We start from the raw sequence: 19,344 nt of genomic DNA on the forward strand, positions 1-19,344 counted from the left end.
GAACCCTCCGCCAGTCATGAGGAAAGCGCTTTCCTGCTGCTGGCAGCGTAGGCGGCGGAAGCCGTTCCGACAAGTCCGAGTTGATCTCCGAAAATTCGGGCCCGGGATGGCCCGGCGACGCCCGTCAACCCCGTCCGGCCTGGTCAGCCACCTGCCACGCGGTCAGTTCAAACGATCCAGCAGACGTACGCCCACCGAGCTGATGTCCGAACAGGTCCACTCCAGAGCGTGCCCGGCCACGGTGACCTCGGTCATCGCGTAGCCGGGCACGTCCGCGTCCGTCCAGCCGCCGGCGAACCAGACCCCCTCCTGCTCGGCCATCGCCAGCACCGCCTCGTTGAGGGCAGCCGCCGAACAGGGCAGCCAGAGCCGGAACTGGTGGGTGTGCGGCGGGTGCGGGAACACCCGGGCGCCGGGCAGCCCGGCCAGCGCGTCGGCGACCGTCCGGGCGTGCGCCACGTACTCGGGGATCCGGGGCAGCTCGCCGTCCAGACCGGCGAGCGCGGACAGGGCCACCGGCCACTGCTGGAAGACGTGGCCGCCGTACCGGTGCCGCCAGTTCCGGGCGTACTCGGTCAGGTCGGCGGTTCCGGCCAGCGCGGCGCCGCTGATCCCGCCGAGCGTCTTGTAGAACGACACGTAGACGCTGTCCGCCAGAGCCGCGATCTCCCGCACCGAACGGCCCAGATAAGGGGCGCACTCCCAGATCCGGGCGCCGTCGAAGTGCACCCGGGCGCCGATGCCGCGGGCCGCCTTCGTCACCTCCACCAGCTCCGGCCAGGCCGGCAGGACGAAACCGGCGTCGCGCAGCGGCAACTCGATGACGACCGTGCTGACCGGCTCGGCCAGGGTGGCGATCTCGGCGGCGGTCGGGTTGCGCGGCTCGCTCGTGGAACGGATCCCCCGCAGGCCGGTGAGTTCGGCGTACGCATGCCGCTCGTGCACCTCCTGGTGACCGAGCGGATGCAGGGCGGCGGCCGGGATGCCGATCCGCTCGGCCCCGTAACGGAGCGCGACCTGCTGGGCCATCGTCCCGGTCGGGAAGAGCACCGCGTCCTGGGTGCCGAGCAGCGCGGCGACCCGCCTCTCCAGGACGGTCACCGGGCCGCCGCCGTAGAAGTCGGGCATGCCGTCCAGGTCGGCGGCGGTCTCCATGACAGCCAGCCGCTCACGCATGGTGAGCGGCCTGACCCCGGAGAGGATGCGGTCACAGGTTCGCATGGCGGCCTGGCGGCGCTGGATCAAGGAGTCCGGCATCAGCGGATGATCGCATGTCCGGCGTTTCTGTCGGACCCGGTCGCTACTGTTCGCGCCATGCGGAGCTTCGAGTTCGTCGCGGGCACGTCGGCGAAATTCTGGGAGATCGAGCGGGACGGCTGCGATGTCACCGTCCGGTTCGGACGGGTCGGCACAGCAGGTCAGACCAGCGTCAAGACGCTGGCCGACGAGCCCGCCGCGGTGGCTCACGAGACCAAGCTGATCAACGAAAAGCTCCGTAAGGGATATGTGGAGGTGAACCCGTCCCCGGCCGCCGAGGACGAACCACCGGCTCCCGCCGCTCCCGACGAGGACACGTTCGTCTTCCCCGCCACCTGGTACCGGCACCGTTCCGCCCGCCGGGGCAGCGCCGGAGTGAGCCGGTTCGTGCCGTCCCCGAAGGCTCGGGCCGCGGTGGACGGCGACATCGGCCGCTCCCAGGCCCGCATCCGGCAATTCCTGAGCTCGCCGAGCACCCCCGATTCGATCAAGGCCGAGACACGGGCCTGGCTCGACGGGACGTCCGCGGCCACCCCGCTCGGCGCCGCGGGCGTGCCGGCGATCAGTCAGCTGAGCCGGTGGGACACCACCGACTGGGCCCACCTCTACGCCGACATGTGGATCGCCGAGCACGGGTTGCGGTTCGCCGCCGAGGCCGCGATCAACCTGATGGCGTTGACGATCAAGGACACGTTCGTGCCACCCGGCGCGGCGAACACCGACAAGATCGGTGTGTGCTTCAAGGCGCCCGGCGACGTGAACCACACCGGGGTGCCCGACGCGCCGATGCTCATCCTGCTGCGGGTCCGGCAGGCCCTCGCCGGCTGCTCCGACGAGGAGTTCGCACAGGTCAAAGCCGCTGTCGAACCGTCCCGGCGGAACCACCCCTACGCCCGCACGGCGACCTCCGTCCTGTTCCCGGACGAGCGCACCTGGTTCGAGGAGGACGCGGCCGCCGCCGTCGCCGCCTTCGACGGATACCTCGCGGCTCTGCTGTTCACCGCCGCGAGCACCCCGGCGGACGTGGCGACGCTGCTCCCCCAAGCGTCCGACTACACCATGACCAGCTCGCTGCACATGCTCTCCACCCTGGTCGACGGGGTCGGCCCGGCCGCCGCGCCGGCGCTGTTCCACTGGTTCGACACCGGCTACACCGACGCCGAGACACGCCACCGCCTGCTGTCGGTGCTGGTCGTGCTGCCCGGCGACGACGTCACCCGGGGCCTGATCGACCGGGTCGACACGAAATACGTGGCGCCGGCCCTGCTGGAGCACGCCGACCGCTACCCGGCACAGGCACTGCGACTGCTCGCCGAGGCCGCCGGCAAGCGTGAGGTGGCCCACCTGCTCCGCGCCCACCTGCTGAAACACCGCGACCTCACGGCCGGGATCGAGTCGCGGCTGAGCCCCGAGGCGGCCGACCACATCGCGCGGATCCTCGCCGACGAGGCCACCGCCGTCCCGCCCGCACCGCTCTCCGCCGTCCCGCCGGTACTCGCCGACCCGCCGTGGAAACGCGCCACGAAACCGGTCAATCCGATCATCATCACCGGCTTGAGCTGCGACGACCCGGCCGCCCTCGACTGGCCGGAGGGCGAGCGGGAGCGCTGGGCCAAAACCGAGATCCATCGGTACGGTGGGGCTCGCGAGTGGGAGAGCTACGCGCGCCAGACCGACACCGCGCACCTGACCGCCCGTGAGGCGGCCATACTGTTCCTCGACGCGCCGCAGGAGACCGCCCGGCGAGCGATGGCCGCCTGGGACCCGGCCGACACCTGGTCCACGGGGACGTACATGCGGCCCGTCGCCGCCCGCCACGGCATCGACGCGCTGCCGCTGCTGGTGCGGCTGGCCCGGCGGGCACCGAGCGAGATGGCGCCGCTGATGCGGCCGTTCCGCTCCCCGGAGATCGCCGTCCTGGCGGCCGACTGGCTGGCCCGGCTCAAGAGCGTCCGGGCCGAGGCGCTGGAGTGGCTGCGGCGGCACCCGACCGCAGCCGCCCGCGCGCTGATCCCACCGGCTCTCGGCAAGGCCGGCAAGGCCCGGCAACAGGCGGAGAACGCGCTGCTCACCCTGCACACGCACGGTCACACCGAGACGGTGCGCGCGGCCGCCCGAGAGTATGGGGCGGAGGCCGCCGCCGCGATCGAGACGCTGCTCGCCACCGATCCGCTCAGTCTCGTCACCACGAAGGTCCCCCCGGCACCGGCCTGGGCCGACCCGAGTCTGCTCCGGCCGGTGCTGCTGCGCGACGGCGCCGGATCACTGCCCGCCGCAGCGGTGACCAACCTGGTCACCGTCCTGGCGATGTCCCGCCTCGACTCGCCGTACCCCGCGATCGACCGGATCCGGGACGCGTGCGAGCCGGAAAGCCTGGCGGCGTTCGCCTGGAGCGTCTTCGCACAGTGGCAGGCGTCCGGTGCCCTCTCGAAGGAGAACTGGGCACTCGACGCGCTCGGCCTGCTCGGCGACGACGAGACGGTCCGCCGGCTCGCCCCGCTGATCCTGGCCTGGCCCGGCGACGGCGGGCACGCCAAGGCGGTCACCGGCCTGCAGGTGCTCGCCGTGATCGGCAGCGACGTGGCCCTCATGCACCTGCACGGCATCGCCCAGCGGGCCAAGTTCACCGGGCTCAAGACCGCCGCCCGGCAGAAGATGGACGAGGTGGCGGCCGGGCTCGGTCTCACCGCCGAGCAACTGGCCGACCGGCTCGTCCCCGACCTCGGACTGGACGCGGACGGCAGCCTGCGGCTCGACTACGGCCCCCGCCAGTTCACGGTGGGTTTCGACGAGCAGCTGCGGCCGTTCGTGGCGGATGCCGACGGCAAGCGCCTCAAGGCCCTGCCCAAGCCGGGGGCGCGCGACGACGCGGAGCTGGCGCCGGCGGCGTACCAGCGGTTCGCCGCCCTGAGAAAGGACGTCCGGACGATCGCGGCCGACCAGGTCCGCCGTCTGGAACGTGCCATGGTCACGAACCGGCGGTGGAGCGGCGCCGACTTCCGGCGGCTCTTCGTCGAGCACCCGCTGATCTGGCACATCGTGCGCCGCCTGATCTGGATGACCGTCGACACCGACGGTGTGCCGACCGGGTCGTTCCGGGTCGCCGAGGACCGCTCGCTCTCCACCGTGGACGACGAGGAGACGACGCTTGCCGACGACGCCGTGGTCGGGCTGGCACATCCGCTGCACCTGGGCGACGACGTGGCGGCCTGGGGCGAGGTGTTCGCCGACTACGAGATCCTCCAGCCGTTCCAGCAGCTCGAACGACCGGTGTTCGCCCTCACCGAGGAGGAACGCACGGTCAGCAGGCTGACCCGGTTCGAGAAACTCAAGGTGCCGACCACCAAGGTGCTCGGGTTGGAGCGGCGCGGCTGGCGGCGGGAGGCCCCACAGGACGCGGGTGTGCAGGGGTGCATCGAGTTCGTCATCGGCCCCGGCCTGGAGATGGTCGTCGACCTCGATCCGGGCATCGCGATCGGCGCGCTCGACGTCTTCCCCGACCAGGAGCTGGAGCAGGTCTACCTGCACGACGGCACGGCGAACCGGTGGCGTGCCGAAGGCCACCTCAGCCTCGGCCGCCTCGACCCGGTCGTCGCGTCCGAGATCCTGCGTGACCTGACCGATCTCGCCTCCTGACGATCGCGGGCCGCCGCTCGGCCCGCGATCACCGCTTGCTGACCATCGCGGGCCGCCGCTCGGTCCGCGATCACCGTTTACTGACGATCGCGGGCCCGACGTCGCCTCCTCTTGGCGATCGCCGGCCCGCCACCGGGCCGGGATCGCCGCTCACTGATGATCGCGGGGCCGCCGCTGGTGGGCCCGCGATTTGTCGGACCCTGCCGTTAGTGTTCGCGCCATGCGGAGCTTCGAGTTCGTCGCGGGCACGTCGGCGAAATTCTGGGAGATCGAGCGGGACGGCTGCGACGTCACCGTCCGGTTCGGACGGGTCGGAGCCAGGGGCCAGACAAGCGTGAAGACACTGGCCGACGAGCAGGCCGCGGCGGCTCACGAGACCAAGCTGATCAGCGAAAAGCTCCGTAAGGGGTATGCCGAAACCATCGCCCGCACCCCGGGCGCCGCCACCGATCAAGCGTCCGTTGAGGGGCAGATCCTGATCGAAGCCGCGATCTCCGCCGGCACGGCGGGCGACACCGCCGGCCCTGGCGACGCCGCTGGGGTCGGCGAAATCGGTGGGGTCACTGAGCTCGGTGGGGTCGGGGAGATCAGCGGGGTCGGTGAAGCCGCCGAGGCGGGTGATTCCGCCGTGGCCGATGAGGACACGTTCGTGTTCCCGCAGGCCTGGGGGCGGTATCGGGCGGCGCGCCGGGGCAGTGCCGGGGTGAGCCGGTTCACGCCCGCAGCAAGGGCTCGCGCCACCGTCAAAACGGACATCGCCCGGGATCTGGGCCTGGTGGAGCGGATTCTGAACGCTCCGACCACGGCCGAGACGACCCGGCTGGCAGCGCGGGAGTGGATGGACGGTTCGGCCGACGCCCGGCCACTGGGGGCCGCGGCGGTGGCGGCCATCGCCAAATCCGGCTGGTGGGATGCGGGCGACTCGGCCGCGCCCTGGGCCGACGCCTGGTTGGCCGGGCACGGGCCGCGGTTCGCCGCGGAGGCGGCGGTCACCCTGATGGCGCTGACCGTCACGGAGGACGACGCCCCGGCGTATCAGACGGTCACCGACATGAGGCGCGGGGTGCGGCACCGCCGTCCCGACGAGACGAAGCCTGCCTGGATGGTGGACCGGGGCATGCAGATCCTGTTGCGGGTGCGGCACGCGCTCGCCTCGGTCTCCGCGGAGGACCATGCGGAGGTCGTGGCGGCGCTGCGGCCGTACCGGGAGGCGAACCCGTATGCCCGGGCCGCCACCACGGTGCTCGTGCCCGAGCGGCGGGACTGGTTCGAGGAGGATCTGCGGTACTGCACGGTCAGCTGCCACGACGGCTACCTCGCGGCCCTGCTGACCACCGCGGCGAACACCGTCGAGGAGGCGCGGGCGCTGCTCAAGGCGGTGCACACCAATCTGCTGCTCAACTCGATGCCGCTACTCACCACGCTGATCGACGGTGTCGGCCCGGCCGTCGCGCCGGTGCTGTTCGACCTGTTCGACGCCGCCGGCAACACCGAGGACCATCGCCGTCTGCTCGGCCTGCTGACCCCGCTCCCCGACGACACGGTCACACAGGGGCTGATAGATCGCATCGGCAGCCGGCATGTCGCCGCGGCGCTGCTGGAGCATGCCGGGCGCTTTCCCGCGCGTACTCTGCGGTTGTTCGCCGAAGGCGCCGACCGGCCGGTGGTGGCCGATCTGCTCCGCGCCCACCTGCTGAAACACCCTCACCTGGCCGAGCGGGTCGCGCCCCGGCTGAGCGCCGAGGCGGCCGACCGGATCGAGCAGATCCTCGCCGAGAGGAGCTCGATCCGTGTCGCGCCGCTGTCCGCGGTGCCTCCGGTGCTCGCCGATCCGCCGTGGCGGCATGTCCCCGAGCACCCCGAACCGGTCATCATCCCGGGCCTGACCTGCGACGATCCGGCTACCGTGAGCTGGCTGCCGGGTGAGCGCGAGCGGTGGGCCGACACCCCGATCCACCGGTTCGACGGCGATGACTCGCAGTGGGAGCCGCAGCATCAGCGTCTGGCCCTGCTCGCCAACCGGCTGCCGATGCGCCTGGTTGGCCTGTTCTTCCGCGATCAGCCCGAGGAGATCGCCCGCACCACGTTGGCCGAGTGGGTCGCCGTCGAGCCGAACGGCCGCTGCCTCATGCCGATGGCCGCCCGTTTCGAGGTGGCGGCGCTGCCGTCGATCGTCCGGCTGGCCCGGCGGTCGATGGAGGAGATGGCGCCGATGCTGATGCCGTTCTCGTCACCGCGGATCGCCGTGCTGATGGCGGATTGTCTGAGCCGCCTCAAGAGTCTTCGCCCGGAGGCGATGGAGTGGCTGCTCCGGCATCCGGCCGAGGCGTCCCGGGCGTTGATCCCGCCGGCTCTCGGCAAGATCGGCAAGGCTCGGCGACAGTCCGAGGCCGCGTTGCTCGCGCTGGCTGCCGAGGGTCACGCCGAGACGGTGCGGAAAGCCGCCGAGGGGTACGGGGCGGACGCCGTCGCCGCGATCGGCGTTCTGCTGGACACCGATCCCGCGGCCGTCGAGCCGGTTCCGGTGCCGGACGCTCCGGCGTGGGCGTCGCCGGCCCTGCTCGACCCGGTGCTGCTGCGTGACGGTTCGGGCGCGCTGCCCGACGAGGCGGTGATCAACCTGGTGGTGCTGCTGGCGATGTCGCCGCCCGGCACGGCTTACCCGGGTTGGGAGTCGGTTCGGGAGGCCTGCGAGCCGTCGAGTCTCGCCGCTTTCGGGTGGAGCCTTTTCGAGCAGTGGCGGGCGGCCGGCGCGGCGTACCGGGAGACCTGGGCGCTCGACGCGCTGGGGCTGCTCGGCGACGACGACACGGTCCGCCGGCTCACCCCGCTGATCCTGGTGTGGCCTGGGGAGAGCGGGCACAACAGGGCTGTCGCCGGGCTGGGCGTGCTGGCGTCGATCGGCACCGATGTGGCGCTCATGCACCTGCACAGCATCGCCCAGCGGTCGAAGTTCACCGGTTTGAAGAACGCCGCCGGGCAGATGATCGAGCGGGTCGCGATTCGGCTCGGGCTGAGCGCCGAGCAGCTGGCCGACCGTCTGGTGCCCGATTTCGGCCTGGAGGCGGACGGCAGCCTGGTCCTCGACTACGGTCCCCGGCGGTTCGTGGTCGGCTTCGACGAGCTGCTCCGGCCGTTCGTCGCCGATTCCGGTGGCAAGCGGCTCGCGGCGCTGCCCAAGCCCGGTGTCCGTGACGACGCGGTGCGGGCGGCGGCGGCCTATCAGCGGTTCGCCGTCTTGAAGAAGGACGTCCGTACCGTCGCCGCCGATCAGGTCCGTCATCTGGAGCAGGCGATGGTCGGCAACCGCCGCTGGTCCGGCGCGGAGTTCCGCGTCTTCCTGGTCGGTCATCCGCTGCTCTGGCACATCGTCCGCCGCCTGGTCTGGGCTCGTTTCGACGGCGACACGGTCACCGCGTTCCGCGTCGCCGAGGACCGTACCGCGTCCACGGTGGACGACGAGGAGACGGCGCTGCCGGACGACGCGGTGGTGGGGCTCGCCCATCCGGTGCACCTGGGTGACCAGGTCGCGGCCTGGGCGGAGGTGTTCGCCGACTACGAGATCCTCCAGCCGTTCCCGCAGTTGGGGCGGCCGGTCTTCACTCTGGCGGAACACGAGCGTGCGGTGAGTGTGCTGTCTCGTTTCGAGGGCGTCATGGTGCCGACGACCCGCCTGCTGAGCCTGGAGCGCCGCGGCTGGCGGCGCGAGACTCCACGGGACGCGGGCGTGCAGGGCCGGATGGAGTTCCGGCTGGAGCCGGGCCGGGAGATCGCCGTGGAGATCGAGCCGGGCATCGCCATCGGCTACCCGGACCTCGATTCGGAGCAGAAGCTGACCAGTGTGTTCCTGCACGACGGCAGAGGTCATGGCCGGCGCCCGGACGGCCGTGTCCCGCTCGGTGCCCTCGATCCGGTCGCCGCCTCCGAGATCCTCCGCGACCTGGAGGAGCTGACCAGGCCGTGACGGGCTTCCGGGTCCGGGTTCTGTCGCGTGGGAGCGCGTCTCGCTCCCACGCGCGACACGACCCAGCTTTCGAGGGCCCGGCCGGCTGTCAGGCGGCGGGTGCCAGGTCCTCCGGGTTCTCCGGGTAGTGGGCGCCCAGCTCGACGAAGACCTCGGCGTTGCAGCGGAAGGCCAGCTGGGCTTCGGCGATCGTGATCTCGGCCTGCTCCTCGGGCAGGGCGAGGGCGTCGAGCCTCGCCCGGTAGGCGATCTTGTAGGCGCGCGGGTCGGGGATCCGCTCGAAGCGGTAGAACGACGTTCCGGCGTCGTCGAGGCCGTAGCGGTTGGCCAGGGTGCGGCCGATCATCTGGCCGCCGCTGAGGTCGCCCAGGTAGCGGACGTAGTGGTGGGCGATGAAGTGGGTGGGCGAGGTGGCCGCGTACGTGCGGAGGCGGTCGGCGTAGCGGCGGGTGGAGTCGAGGACGGTGACGGCCGACGGCCAGTCCGGGCCGTACAGGTGGGCCAGATCCGCCTCCAGCGACGGCACCCGGGTCAGGGCGGGGTCGGCGAACCCCGCGACCGCTGAGGTGGCGCGCATCCGGTCGGCGGCGGCTTCCAATTCGCGGTAGATGGTCAGGTATTGGGCGGTCAAGGCGGCGTAACCGGCCATCGGCACGGAGCCGGCCATCAGGCGGGAGATGAAGCTGCGGGTTTCGGCTTCACGGTGCTCGACCATGGTGGCGCGGCGGAGGCGGGTGGAGAAGTCGGTCATCTCGGCTCGTCCTTCCTGATCATCGAAACTGCGGCGCGGAAGCAGGCATGGGTACGCGACACGACTCCGATGTCGTCTCGATCATCTCCATTCAGTGGCGGTCGGGTCCAGCCTCTCGGGCCGTTCTTCGGCCGCTTGCGGGACAACCCGCGACGGACGAATCGGAATCCGCGGAACAAGACGCCCGGGTCGAGTGGCACCGATCCGGGCCGGTCGGCCGGGGGCGGCGGGAAGAACCGTGGCCGGAACGTCCCGGAGGACCATGTCGCTCCTTACGATGAGGCGGGCCGGCCGGGGGTTGTTGCGGAATCCCCGGCCGGTTCCCAGACGCCGACGCTGAACGGCACGCCCAGGGCGGCGAAGAACCGCCGGGCGCATTCGATCCGCGCCGGGTCGTCGTCGCCGCCCGCCGCGATCACCATGCATCCGTCGCCGAGGACCATCAGCCAGCCGGGGTGGTAGTCGCCGGCGGGAGTGGGGACGACGTAGTCACCGGGAAGCCTCGCGTAGACGAGCACGTCCGCTCGGGCCTCCAGGTGGCGGACCAGGGCGGCGTCGGTGGTGGCGTGGTCGTAGACGTTCTTGGCCAGCTTGGGGCCGGCTCCGGCGAGGTCGATCCGGGGACGGATCTCGGTGAAGATCTCGGGGCGGCCGGGGAGGATGTCGTAGCTCAGGTTCTCCACCACCAGGCCGGACTTCACCCGGTTCATCAGGTCGGCGGCGACGACCGCGAAGCGTGCCGGGTCGTCGCGGTACCGGGCGAAGGTGCCGGCGGCCACCCGTGCCAGGATCGCCGCGATCGTCCGCCGGGTGAGCCGGGTACGCCCAGCGATCTCGCCGAGAAGATCCCTCGGCCCGCCGTCGACCTGGTATGCCCTTCTTTCGCCGTCCTTCTCCACGACGATCCTCAGGGGTTCGACGACCAGGTGGGCGTCGAGCGCGGCCACACACCGGGTGATCAGCTCGGCGGAGTCGAAATCGACCCGGTAGACCGCCCGCCGGTTGATCCTCTCCACCGCGGCCCGGAATTCCGGCCGGTCGAAGTTGGCGTTGCGGGACAACCGGGTGAGCCGCCGCCCGTCGGCCACCACCCCGAATCCGGTCTCCTTCTGCAATCCGGCCACGAAGGACGCATAGGACTCGTCGGTCACCACGGTCAGTTCGTTGATCTCGTGCACGATGGCCGGATCGTCCATCCGCGCACCGTTGCGGTCGACGGCGAGCCGCAGCCCCCGCCCCACCTCCTGCCGGCGGGACACCGTGTTGTCGCTGCTCTTGAGCATGCCCATGACGAAGACGTTGGGGTTGTCCCACCCCTCGCGCAGCGCGGAGTGGGAGAAGATGAACCGCACCGGCTCCTCCGGCGACAGCAGCCGCTCCCGGTCCCGGAGGATCAGGTGGTAGGCGTCGACGTCGGAGGACGCCGGGTCGACCAGCCGCCGGGTCCGCCGGTCGATCGCGAAGTAGCCCTGATGGGTCCGCTCGACCGGGATGCCGGCGAGGTGACGCCGGTAGCCGTCGTCGGTCTCGGCGGCGACCAGGTTCCGGTACTCCTCGACGAAGATCCGGGCGTATTCCCCCAGCTCGTCGTCGACCGAGTAGTCCCGGTACCGGCTGACCTGGTCGATGAAGAGCAGGGACAGCACCTTGATCCCGCGGGTGTGCAGTTCCCGCTCCTTGTCGAGGTGGGCCCGGATCACCTCGCGGATCTGCACCCGCCGTTTCGCGGTGACCGGCGCCGACGCGGGCGTCTCGACGCCGATCACGGTGATCTTCTTGACCAGCCTCTCCCGGTACGCCTCCCGCGCGTCCAGCCGGTGCACCAGATCGTGCGTGACCCGATGGGTGGCCGAGTAGCGGAGCACCATGAGCGGATCGAACCGGCTCAGCGACGCGAGCGCACGGGCCCCGCCGATCCGCTGCGGCTCGTCGATGATCACGACCGGCCGGGCCGCGCTGATCACGTCGATCGGCCGCCGCGACTGGAATCCGTCCAGCTCCTCGTAGATGCGCCGGTTGTCGCGGGCCGCCGAGTTGAACGCCTGAATGTTGATGATCATGACCTGCACCCCGGCGCCGTCCCGGAACCGTTCCAGTTCGTGCAGGTCGGTGGAGTCGTACACGAAATGCCGCGGCCGAGTCCCGTACGCCTGCTGGAAGTGCCCCGCCGTGACCTCGAACGACCTGCGCACCCCTTCACGGATCGCCACGCCGGGCACCACCACGATGAACTTCGTCCAGCCGTACCGCCGGTTCAACTCCATGATCGTCTTGATGTAGACGTACGTCTTGCCGGTGCCGGTCTCCATCTCGACGTCCAGATTCGGGGTGCCCTCCGGCGCCGAGTCGCTGCTCGCGAGCGCCGTGGACAGCGGCAGCCCGGCCCGTTCCTGAACGGCCCGGATGTTCGCGAGCAGCCCCGCCGGTCCCAGTTCCAGCGGCGCGTTGCGGCTGCCCGGATCACGTCGCGGCTGCCCGGCGAAGCAGTCGGCCACGGCCGCCACCGCCTCGGTCTGGTACGCCTGCACCTTGAACTGGAGCCGCACCGCTCACAGAACCTTCACGTGGGTGGCCGGCGACACCTCGGCGAACACCTGCTCGGCGTTGATCCGGTCGGCGTCACGGGCGAACGCCGAGTCCCGGAAGCACGCCCACCGGGGCCGCCGCCCGGCCACCGCCCGCACCACGGCCGGGCTGACCGTGGCGTCGAAGCAGGCGGCCAGGTCACCGGCGATCAGGATCTCGTGACCGTCGGCCGGCATCACGGTGATCGGTGTGGCCGGGTCGAGACCCCACTCCAGCAGCACCTGAAAAAGCAGGTCCTCCCCGCTGCGCCCGGGTTTGACCCGGTCCGCGTGCGCGCCGAGGCCGGCCTGTTCGAGGGTCTCCGGCGGTACCCGGGCGTCGGTGAGGTTGGACGAGTCCCACCGCAGCACCCGGAACCCGAGGTCGAGCGCCGCCGCCGGGTTCCGGGCACGGATCTCGGCGGCCACGTTGCGTACCCGGGTCAGGCCGATCTCGAAGATCGACCGGAGTCCGGACTCGGCGACCGGCAGCGGCTCCGGGATCTGCACGCTGATGAACCGCCGGTTTCCGCCGTCCGCCAGGTTCTGCTCCAGGACGGCGTGGGCGGTGGTGGCGCTGCCGCTGAAGAAGTCGAGGACGATGTCGCCGTCGCCCGGGTCGCCGGCCAGTTGCAGGATGCGCCGGATCAGCTCGACCGGCTTGACCGAGTTGAGGACGTTCGCGGTGTGCTCGAAGGGGACGTGGCGCAGCAGTGCCCGTTTCGCGTCCTGGGTGTGGCCGACCTCGTCGTACGGCCACAGGGTCTGCGGGGTCCGCCCGGCCGACACCTCGGAGAGGAACCGTTTGACCGCGGGCGCGTTGTCGCCGTCCACGCCCCACCAGATCCGCCCGTCCGCGTCCAGCTCGTCGAACCGCTGCTTGGAGATGCGCCAGTAGCTGCCCCGGGGCGGCCCGTCGATGACCCGGCCGGACGGTGTGGTGATCGGGTAGACGCCGGCGTCGTACCGGTTGCGGGCCGACATGTTCTCGGCCTTCCACGGGCCGCGCGGGTCGTCGTCGAGGTTGCGGTAGCGGGCCTCCATCGCGGCGGTCCGGGCCAGCGGGCGGGGCCGCCAGCGTTCCCGGTTCCGGGCGAAGACCAGGATGTAGTCGTGGTCGGAGGAGAACCAGCGGGCCGAGTTCTTCGGGGCGTACACCTTCTGCCAGATGATCTGCGCGACGAAGTTCTGCTCGCCGAAGATCTCCGTGCCGATCTTCTTGAGGTTGTCGATCTCGTGGTCGTCGATCGAGATGAACACGACCCCGTCGTCGGCCAGCAGGTTGCGGGCCAGGGCCAGTCGCGGGTACATCATGGTCAGCCAGTTCGAGTGGAAGCGGCCGCCCCACTCGGGGTTGACGACCAGCGGCACACCGCCCGCGCCGATCTGCCCGGATCCGGCCAGGTAGCCGGCCCGGGTCTGTGAGAAGTCGTCGTCGTAGATGAAGTCGTTGCCGGTGTTGTAGGGCGGGTCGATGTAGATCAGCTTGATCCGCCCGAGGAACGGCTCCTGCAGCAGCCGCAGCACGTCGAGGTTGTCGCCCTCAATGAACAGATGGCCGGTGGTGTCGAAATCCACCGACTCCGACCTGGACGGACGCAACGTTCCGGATGCCGGTGCACGCGCTTCGCGTTGCGCCCGCCGTTTGCCGGGCCAGTCCAGCCGGTAACGCTCCCGTTCGCCCTCGACCACATGGTCGCCGAGCCATCGCCGCAGCTGATCGAAGTCGATGGCCCGGACCGGCTCACCGTCCGCGCCGAGCACCTCGGTGACGGCCATGGGAAACAACTCGGCGAGCCGGGCGGCGTCGCGCGCCGCCGGGTCCACACCGTCCCGCCTCAGGCTGTCCACAGGACCCGGAGCCTACCGCCCGATCGGCAGAAACCGGACCTTACAAAACCAATTTCGGTACGCGAGGGACAAAAGCACCACACCTGCCCCAACGGCGGCTACACCGAGGTGACCGTCCTCCGGGCGTACGCCATCGGTTGATCTTGGAGGCGGCCCGGTCTCACCGGCCGGGCCGTCCCACGAAGATCCGGATCAGCGCTCCGATGGCGTAGCCGAGGAGCAGCACCCCGATCCCGGAGGCGGTCACCCGGGCCGGCGGCACGTCCGACATCAGCCCGGTGATCAGACCGGCCAGCGCGGCCAGGCACACCGCGCCGCCGATCACCCGCAGGGCGGGATCCCTCAGCAGCGGCGCGAGCGGCAGGAAGTGCAGGCCGACGATCGCGCCGACCAGCACCACGATGAACTCGGACCGGTGGGTGACGGCGAGCAGCACGGCCCCGAACCCGGCCGCCGCCAGCTCCCCGGCGAGAACGGCCAGATATCTGCGGTCGGTGACCGCGTTCCGCTCCACCGGGCCCGCCCGGTGGACCCGCAACACCAGCAGCGCGCCGATGCCGGCCACCAGGATCGCGAGCAGGCTGCCCACCATGAGGTAACTGCCCAGAGGCGGCTGGTTGTCCGGCACGCTGAACCAGATCATCGCGAAGACGCCAAGGTAGAGCGCGGTCAGACCGGCCTGTCGCCGCTCGGCCAGCGATGCCGTCACAGTGCTTCCCTCCGCCGCCCCGGGTACGGCCACCGATCGGCGACCCAAGGCATCTTACGGACGGTGACGGCTTACGGTTCGCGCACGGCCGTATCATCGATCGCGTGATCGAGGAGCCGCGCCGGGCGGCCTGCCAGCCGATGTTCCATCCGTGGCCGAAGTCTGGGGCGGCCAGTGAAATCGGCCGGTGAGGTCTCCGCCGACAAGTTGCGGGGCGGCTTCTACTCCCCACCCGGCCTGGTCCGGGTCTGTCTGGACCGGATCGCCGCGCTGCTGGGCGGCTCGGGCTCGCTGCGGGTCCTGGAGCCGAGCGCCGGCGACGGGGCGTTCCTGCGCGGCATCGCCGGCCATCCGCTCGGCGACCGGGTCGGCGAGCTGCTCGCCGTGGAGATCCTGGAGCCGGAGGCGGCCGCGTGCCGGGATGCCGCCACAGTCCTCGGCGATCACGTGCGGGTACGGCACGGCAGCTTCCTGGACGAGGACGTGCCGGCCGGGCCGCGGTTCGACGCCGTGGTGGGGAATCCGCCGTATGTGCGGTTCCAGTTCGTCGACGGCGCGGAACGGCGCAAGGCGGAGCATCTCGCGGCGCGGCTCGGTGTTCCCCTGGCCGGGGTGTCCAACCTGTGGATCCCGATCCTGCTCAAGGCGATCGACTGCCTGCGTGACGGTGGCGCGTTCGCCTTCATCCTGCCCGCCGAGTTCCTGACCGGGGTCTCCGCCTCGATGGTCCGGGACCGGCTGCTCCACCATGCGACCGAGCTGCGGATCGACCTCTTCCCGCCGGGTTCCTTCCCGAGCGTGCTCCAGGAGGTGGTGGTCCTCAGTGGAATCCGGCGCGACAATCCGGGCGGCCGGTCGGAGCTGTGCGTCTTCGACCACGTCGCGGACCGGCCGGCCTGGCGTCACACGGTCCGGCCGGGTGCGCCCACCTGGACCGCGTTCCTGCTGACCCCGGCGCAGGTGGAGGCGTATGCCACGGCGTCGGATCTGCCGGGCTGCGTCCGGCTGGGCAGCGCGGTGCGGTTCGGCGTCACCATCGTGACCGGCGCGAACGACTTCTTCTCCGTCGACGACGCGACCATCGAGGAGTACGGGCTGGCCCGCTGGGCCCGGCCGCTGCTGCCACGGATCCGGAACGCCCCCGGCCTGGTCTTCACCCGGCGCGACCACGACCGGATCCGCCGGGGTGGCGGCAAGGGCCACCTGCTGGACTTCGCGGCGACCGCCCCGCGACCGACGCCGCGCGCCCTCGACTACCTGGCCCGCGGCGAACGGGACGGGCTGCACGAGCGGTACAAATGCCGGATCCGTACGCCGTGGTATCGCGTCCCCGTGGTCGCGCCCGCCGACCTGCTGCTGTCCAAACGGTCGCACCGGTTTCCCCGCGTCGTGCTGAACTCGGTCGCGGCGCTCACCACCGACACTATCTACCAGGGCCGTCTCGCTCCGGCGTACGCGGGAAGGGGCCGTGCCGTGGCGGCGTCGTTCCACAACTCGCTGACCATCCTGAGCGCCGAGATCGAGGGCCGCAGTTTCGGCGGCGGCGTTCTGGAGCTGGTGCCGAGCGAGGTCGCCCGGCTGCGTGTCTTCGTCGCCGACGAGCTGGCCGACGCGCTGGACAGTTTGGACGGTATCGCGCGGTCCACCGACCCCGACAAGGACAGCCTGCTCGTCGAGGAGACGGATCGGCGGCTGGCCAAGGCGGTGGACGGGCTGGACGACGCGGTGCTGTCCACCCTGACCGACGCCCGGCAGACCCTGCTGCGGCGCCGCCTGGACCGTAACCGCGCCGGGCGACTCTGACCCGGCGGCGGGAGACCGGCGTTCCGGTCTCCCGCCGCGCGTGGGTCAGGCCTTGGTCCACTTCTGGTTGGCGGTGCCGCCGCAGTCCCAGAGCTGGAGCGGGGCGCCGTTGGCGTTGTTCCAGCCGGTGATGTCGACGCACCGGTTCGCCGAGACGTTCACCAGGTCACCGGCGGCCGACAGGGTGAACCGCTGCACCGGGTTGCCGTTGCAGGTGACGAGCTGGATCGGGGTGCCGTTGGCCAGCGCGCCGCCGGCCGGGTCCATGCACTTGCCCATGGCGCGCAGGGTGCCGTCGCTGTTGAAGGTCCACTTCTGGGCGGCGGAGCCGTTGCAGTCGTACATCTGCAGCCGCGCGCCGTCGACGGCGTTGGCGCCGGGGATGTCGATGCAGCGGCCGTTGAAGTTGCTCTTCAGCGCGTTTCCGGTGGCCGGCGGGGTGGTCGACTCGTTCCAGGCGGAGACGCGCACGTAGTCGACGAGCATGGTCTGCGGGAACGAGGTGGTGGCGTCCGGGCTGCCCGGCCAGGTTCCGCCGACCGCCACGTTCAGGATCATGAAGAACGGGTGGTCGAAGACCCACTGGCGGCCGCCGAGCGAGGCCGGGGTGACGCGGAAGTACTCACTGCCGTCCAGGTACCAGACGATCAGGTTCGGGGACCATTCGACCGCGTACGAGTGGAACGCGTCGCCGAGCGGCGCGCCCAGTGTGCGGCTGCCACCGATCGAGCTGCCGCCGGAGTAGCCGGGCCCGTGGATGGTGCCGTAGAGCTTGTTCGGCTCCTTGCCGACGTTCTCCATGATGTCGATCTCGCCGGACTGCGGCCAGCCGACGCTGCCCATGTTGTCGCCGAGCATCCAGAACGCCGGCCAGATGCCCTGTCCCTTCGGGACCTTGATACCGGCCTCGAACCGGCCGTACCGCTGCGTGAACTTTCCGGACGTGAGGATCCGGCCCGACGTGTACTGACAGGTGCCGTACCAGCACTGATAGTTGGCCGGGTTCTCCTTGCGTGCGGTGATCGCCAGGTGGCCCTGGCCGTCCTGGCGCACGTTGTTCGTGGAGTTGGTGTAGTACTGCAGTTCGCTGTTGCCGAAGCCGCCACCGCCGACGTCGAAGTTCCACCGCGAGCCGTCGATGGCCGCGCCGGCCGCGCCGTTGAACTCGTCCGACCAGGTCACGGGGCCGATCGCGGCGTCCGCGGTGTCGTCGCGGGAGGAGATGGTCAGGGCTCCGGCGAGGGTGAGCGCGACGGTCGCCGCGCCGAGCAGTGCTCGTAGTTTCCGCATGGGGATCCTCCGGGGGAGAGGGAACCGTTATTCATAACAGTCTTTAAAGTTCGACTGTCATCGGTCAATGGGGTTTGTTCACGACCTACCTGGAGCCCCGCCAGCGGAGGTTGCGGACATGGTCTCCACCGTCGTGAACAAACCCCATTTGGAGACGGGTTCCGGAACCCCGGATAACAGGAAACGCTCAGCCGACACGATGAACCTTCGACCGAGTCGGACCGTGGACCTTCTCAGATAAGGTGTCACCCGCCGCATCGCCCGCATCGAGGTTGGAGACAGGGTTGCCTAAGTCCGCGAAGCGCCGCACGCCTCTGTGGGCGCGGCTCAGTGCCGGTGTCGGCTGTGCGCTCATGGTCGTCAGCGGAGGGGCAATGGTCACCGGCCAGGCCCTGGTCGCCAAGTACACCGGCGGCATCACCGACGACTCCCTGCTGGAGAACGGGGCGGCCCGGGCCGATTCGGGCGACAAGGAGATCAAGGGCCCGCTGACGATCCTGCTGGTCGGCATCGACCCGCGGAAGTCGACCACGCCGCCGCTGTCCGACTCGATCCTGATCGCGCACATCCCCGCGGACATGAGCACGGCCTACCTGTTCTCCATGCCCCGTGACCTGTACGTGGACATCCCGGCCGACGCAAAGTCCGGCGTCCGGGCGCACACCGGGAAGATCAACTCAGCGATGGCGCTGGGCAGCCAGGTCAACGGCAAGATCAACGTGAGGAACGGCTTCCAGCTGCTCTCCAAGACGGTGCGCAACTACACCGGCATCGAGGAGTTCGACGCCGCGGCGATCATCAACTTCGGCGGCTTCAAGAAGATGGTCGAGGCGCTCGGCGGCGTCTCCATGGTCATCGACATGGACGTGAAGTCGGAGCACCTGGCGCCCGACGGCAAGCCGCGCCCGCGCAGTTCGAGGTGCCCGGTCACCAGTGACTGCCCGCATCCGTACATCGGGCCGCAGGCGTACTACAAGAAGAGCACCAAACCGGTCCGGCTCCAGCCGTGGCAGGCGCTCGACTACGTGCGGCAGCGCTACCCCTACGCCGGCGTCCCGATGACCGACTACGACCGGCAGCGGCACCAGCAGCAGTTCATCAAGGCCATGGCCAAAGAGGCGATGAGCAAGGACGTCATCACCGACGTCAACAAGATGACGAAGATCCTGGACGCGGCCGGCGAGTCGCTGACCTTCGCGGGCGGCGGCAACAGCCCGATCGAGTGGGCGGTCGCGCTCAAGGGACTGAACGTCGACGACATGACCACGATCAAGCTGCCCGGCGGCGGGAAGTACGCGTCGGACGGCGACTACCTGGGCGAGGAGTTCCGCCCGGCGGCCACGGCCGACGCGTTCTTCCAGGCGGTCAAGGACGACCGGGTAGCGCAGTTCCTGCTCGACAACCCGAGTCTGGTGAACAAGGACAGCTGACACTGACGTACGACGAACGGGGCGGCCTCTGCGGAGGCCGCCCCGTTCGTCGTACGGTCCTCGCCGCCGCCTCGCCGGCGTTCGACGCC

10 protein-coding genes are annotated in these 19,344 nt (G+C 70.6%); 4 read left to right on the forward strand and 6 right to left on the reverse strand.

Annotation, left to right across the window (positions count from 1 at the left end):
• Window positions 1-162 precede the first annotated feature (162 nt).
• Window positions 163-1,257, reverse strand: coding sequence for a beta-eliminating lyase-related protein (locus tag AB0I88_RS31495; RefSeq protein WP_361032843.1), 1,095 nt, complete (start codon window positions 1,255-1,257; stop codon window positions 163-165).
• Window positions 1,258-1,314: 57 nt separating this feature from the next.
• Here AB0I88_RS31495 and AB0I88_RS31500 point away from each other — a divergent pair, with 57 nt between their 5' ends.
• The gene (locus tag AB0I88_RS31500) at window positions 1,315-4,893 is read left to right on the forward strand and encodes a DUF4132 domain-containing protein (protein WP_361032846.1); all 3,579 of its coding nucleotides are present in this window, start codon (window positions 1,315-1,317) and stop codon (window positions 4,891-4,893) included.
• A gap of 220 nt (window positions 4,894-5,113) precedes the next feature.
• Window positions 5,114-8,857 carry a DUF4132 domain-containing protein gene (locus AB0I88_RS31505; RefSeq protein WP_361032849.1) on the forward strand — a complete coding sequence of 1,248 codons (3,744 nt, stop codon included), beginning with the start codon at window positions 5,114-5,116 and terminating at the stop codon, window positions 8,855-8,857.
• Window positions 8,858-8,945: 88 nt separating this feature from the next.
• Here AB0I88_RS31505 and AB0I88_RS31510 read toward each other — a convergent pair whose 3' ends face one another.
• The 4 genes from AB0I88_RS31510 to AB0I88_RS31525 form a co-directional block, all read right to left on the reverse strand.
• The gene (locus AB0I88_RS31510) at window positions 8,946-9,608 is read right to left on the reverse strand and encodes a biliverdin-producing heme oxygenase (RefSeq protein WP_361032851.1); all 663 of its coding nucleotides are present in this window, start codon (window positions 9,606-9,608) and stop codon (window positions 8,946-8,948) included.
• 272 nt (window positions 9,609-9,880) lie between these two features.
• Window positions 9,881-12,154 (reverse strand): DEAD/DEAH box helicase family protein, encoded by a 2,274-nt coding sequence (locus AB0I88_RS31515; RefSeq protein WP_361032854.1) that lies wholly within the window; start codon window positions 12,152-12,154, stop codon window positions 9,881-9,883.
• 3 nt (window positions 12,155-12,157) lie between these two features.
• Entirely contained in the window at window positions 12,158-14,023 is a 1,866-nt protein-coding gene (locus AB0I88_RS31520; RefSeq protein ID WP_361032857.1) for a site-specific DNA-methyltransferase, read from the reverse strand.
• A gap of 160 nt (window positions 14,024-14,183) precedes the next feature.
• On the reverse strand, window positions 14,184-14,732 hold the full coding sequence (locus AB0I88_RS31525; protein WP_361032860.1) for a hypothetical protein: 549 nt from the start codon (window positions 14,730-14,732) through the stop codon (window positions 14,184-14,186).
• A 174-nt stretch (window positions 14,733-14,906) separates the two neighbouring features.
• Here AB0I88_RS31525 and AB0I88_RS31530 point away from each other — a divergent pair, with 174 nt between their 5' ends.
• Window positions 14,907-16,535 (forward strand): hypothetical protein, encoded by a 1,629-nt coding sequence (locus AB0I88_RS31530; protein ID WP_361032863.1) that lies wholly within the window; start codon window positions 14,907-14,909, stop codon window positions 16,533-16,535.
• A gap of 45 nt (window positions 16,536-16,580) precedes the next feature.
• On the opposite strand, the gene AB0I88_RS31535 is transcribed toward AB0I88_RS31530, so the two are convergent.
• Window positions 16,581-17,825, reverse strand: a complete 1,245-nt coding sequence (locus AB0I88_RS31535) for a family 16 glycosylhydrolase (protein WP_361032866.1) — start codon at window positions 17,823-17,825, stop codon at window positions 16,581-16,583.
• Window positions 17,826-18,199: 374 nt separating this feature from the next.
• Here AB0I88_RS31535 and AB0I88_RS31540 point away from each other — a divergent pair, with 374 nt between their 5' ends.
• Window positions 18,200-19,255 (forward strand): LCP family protein, encoded by a 1,056-nt coding sequence (locus AB0I88_RS31540; protein WP_361032869.1) that lies wholly within the window; start codon window positions 18,200-18,202, stop codon window positions 19,253-19,255.
• Window positions 19,256-19,344 lie beyond the last annotated feature (89 nt).

Origin of the sequence: Actinoplanes sp. NPDC049802 (assembly GCF_040656595.1) — a bacterium.
GTDB lineage: Bacteria > Actinomycetota > Actinomycetes > Mycobacteriales > Micromonosporaceae > Actinoplanes.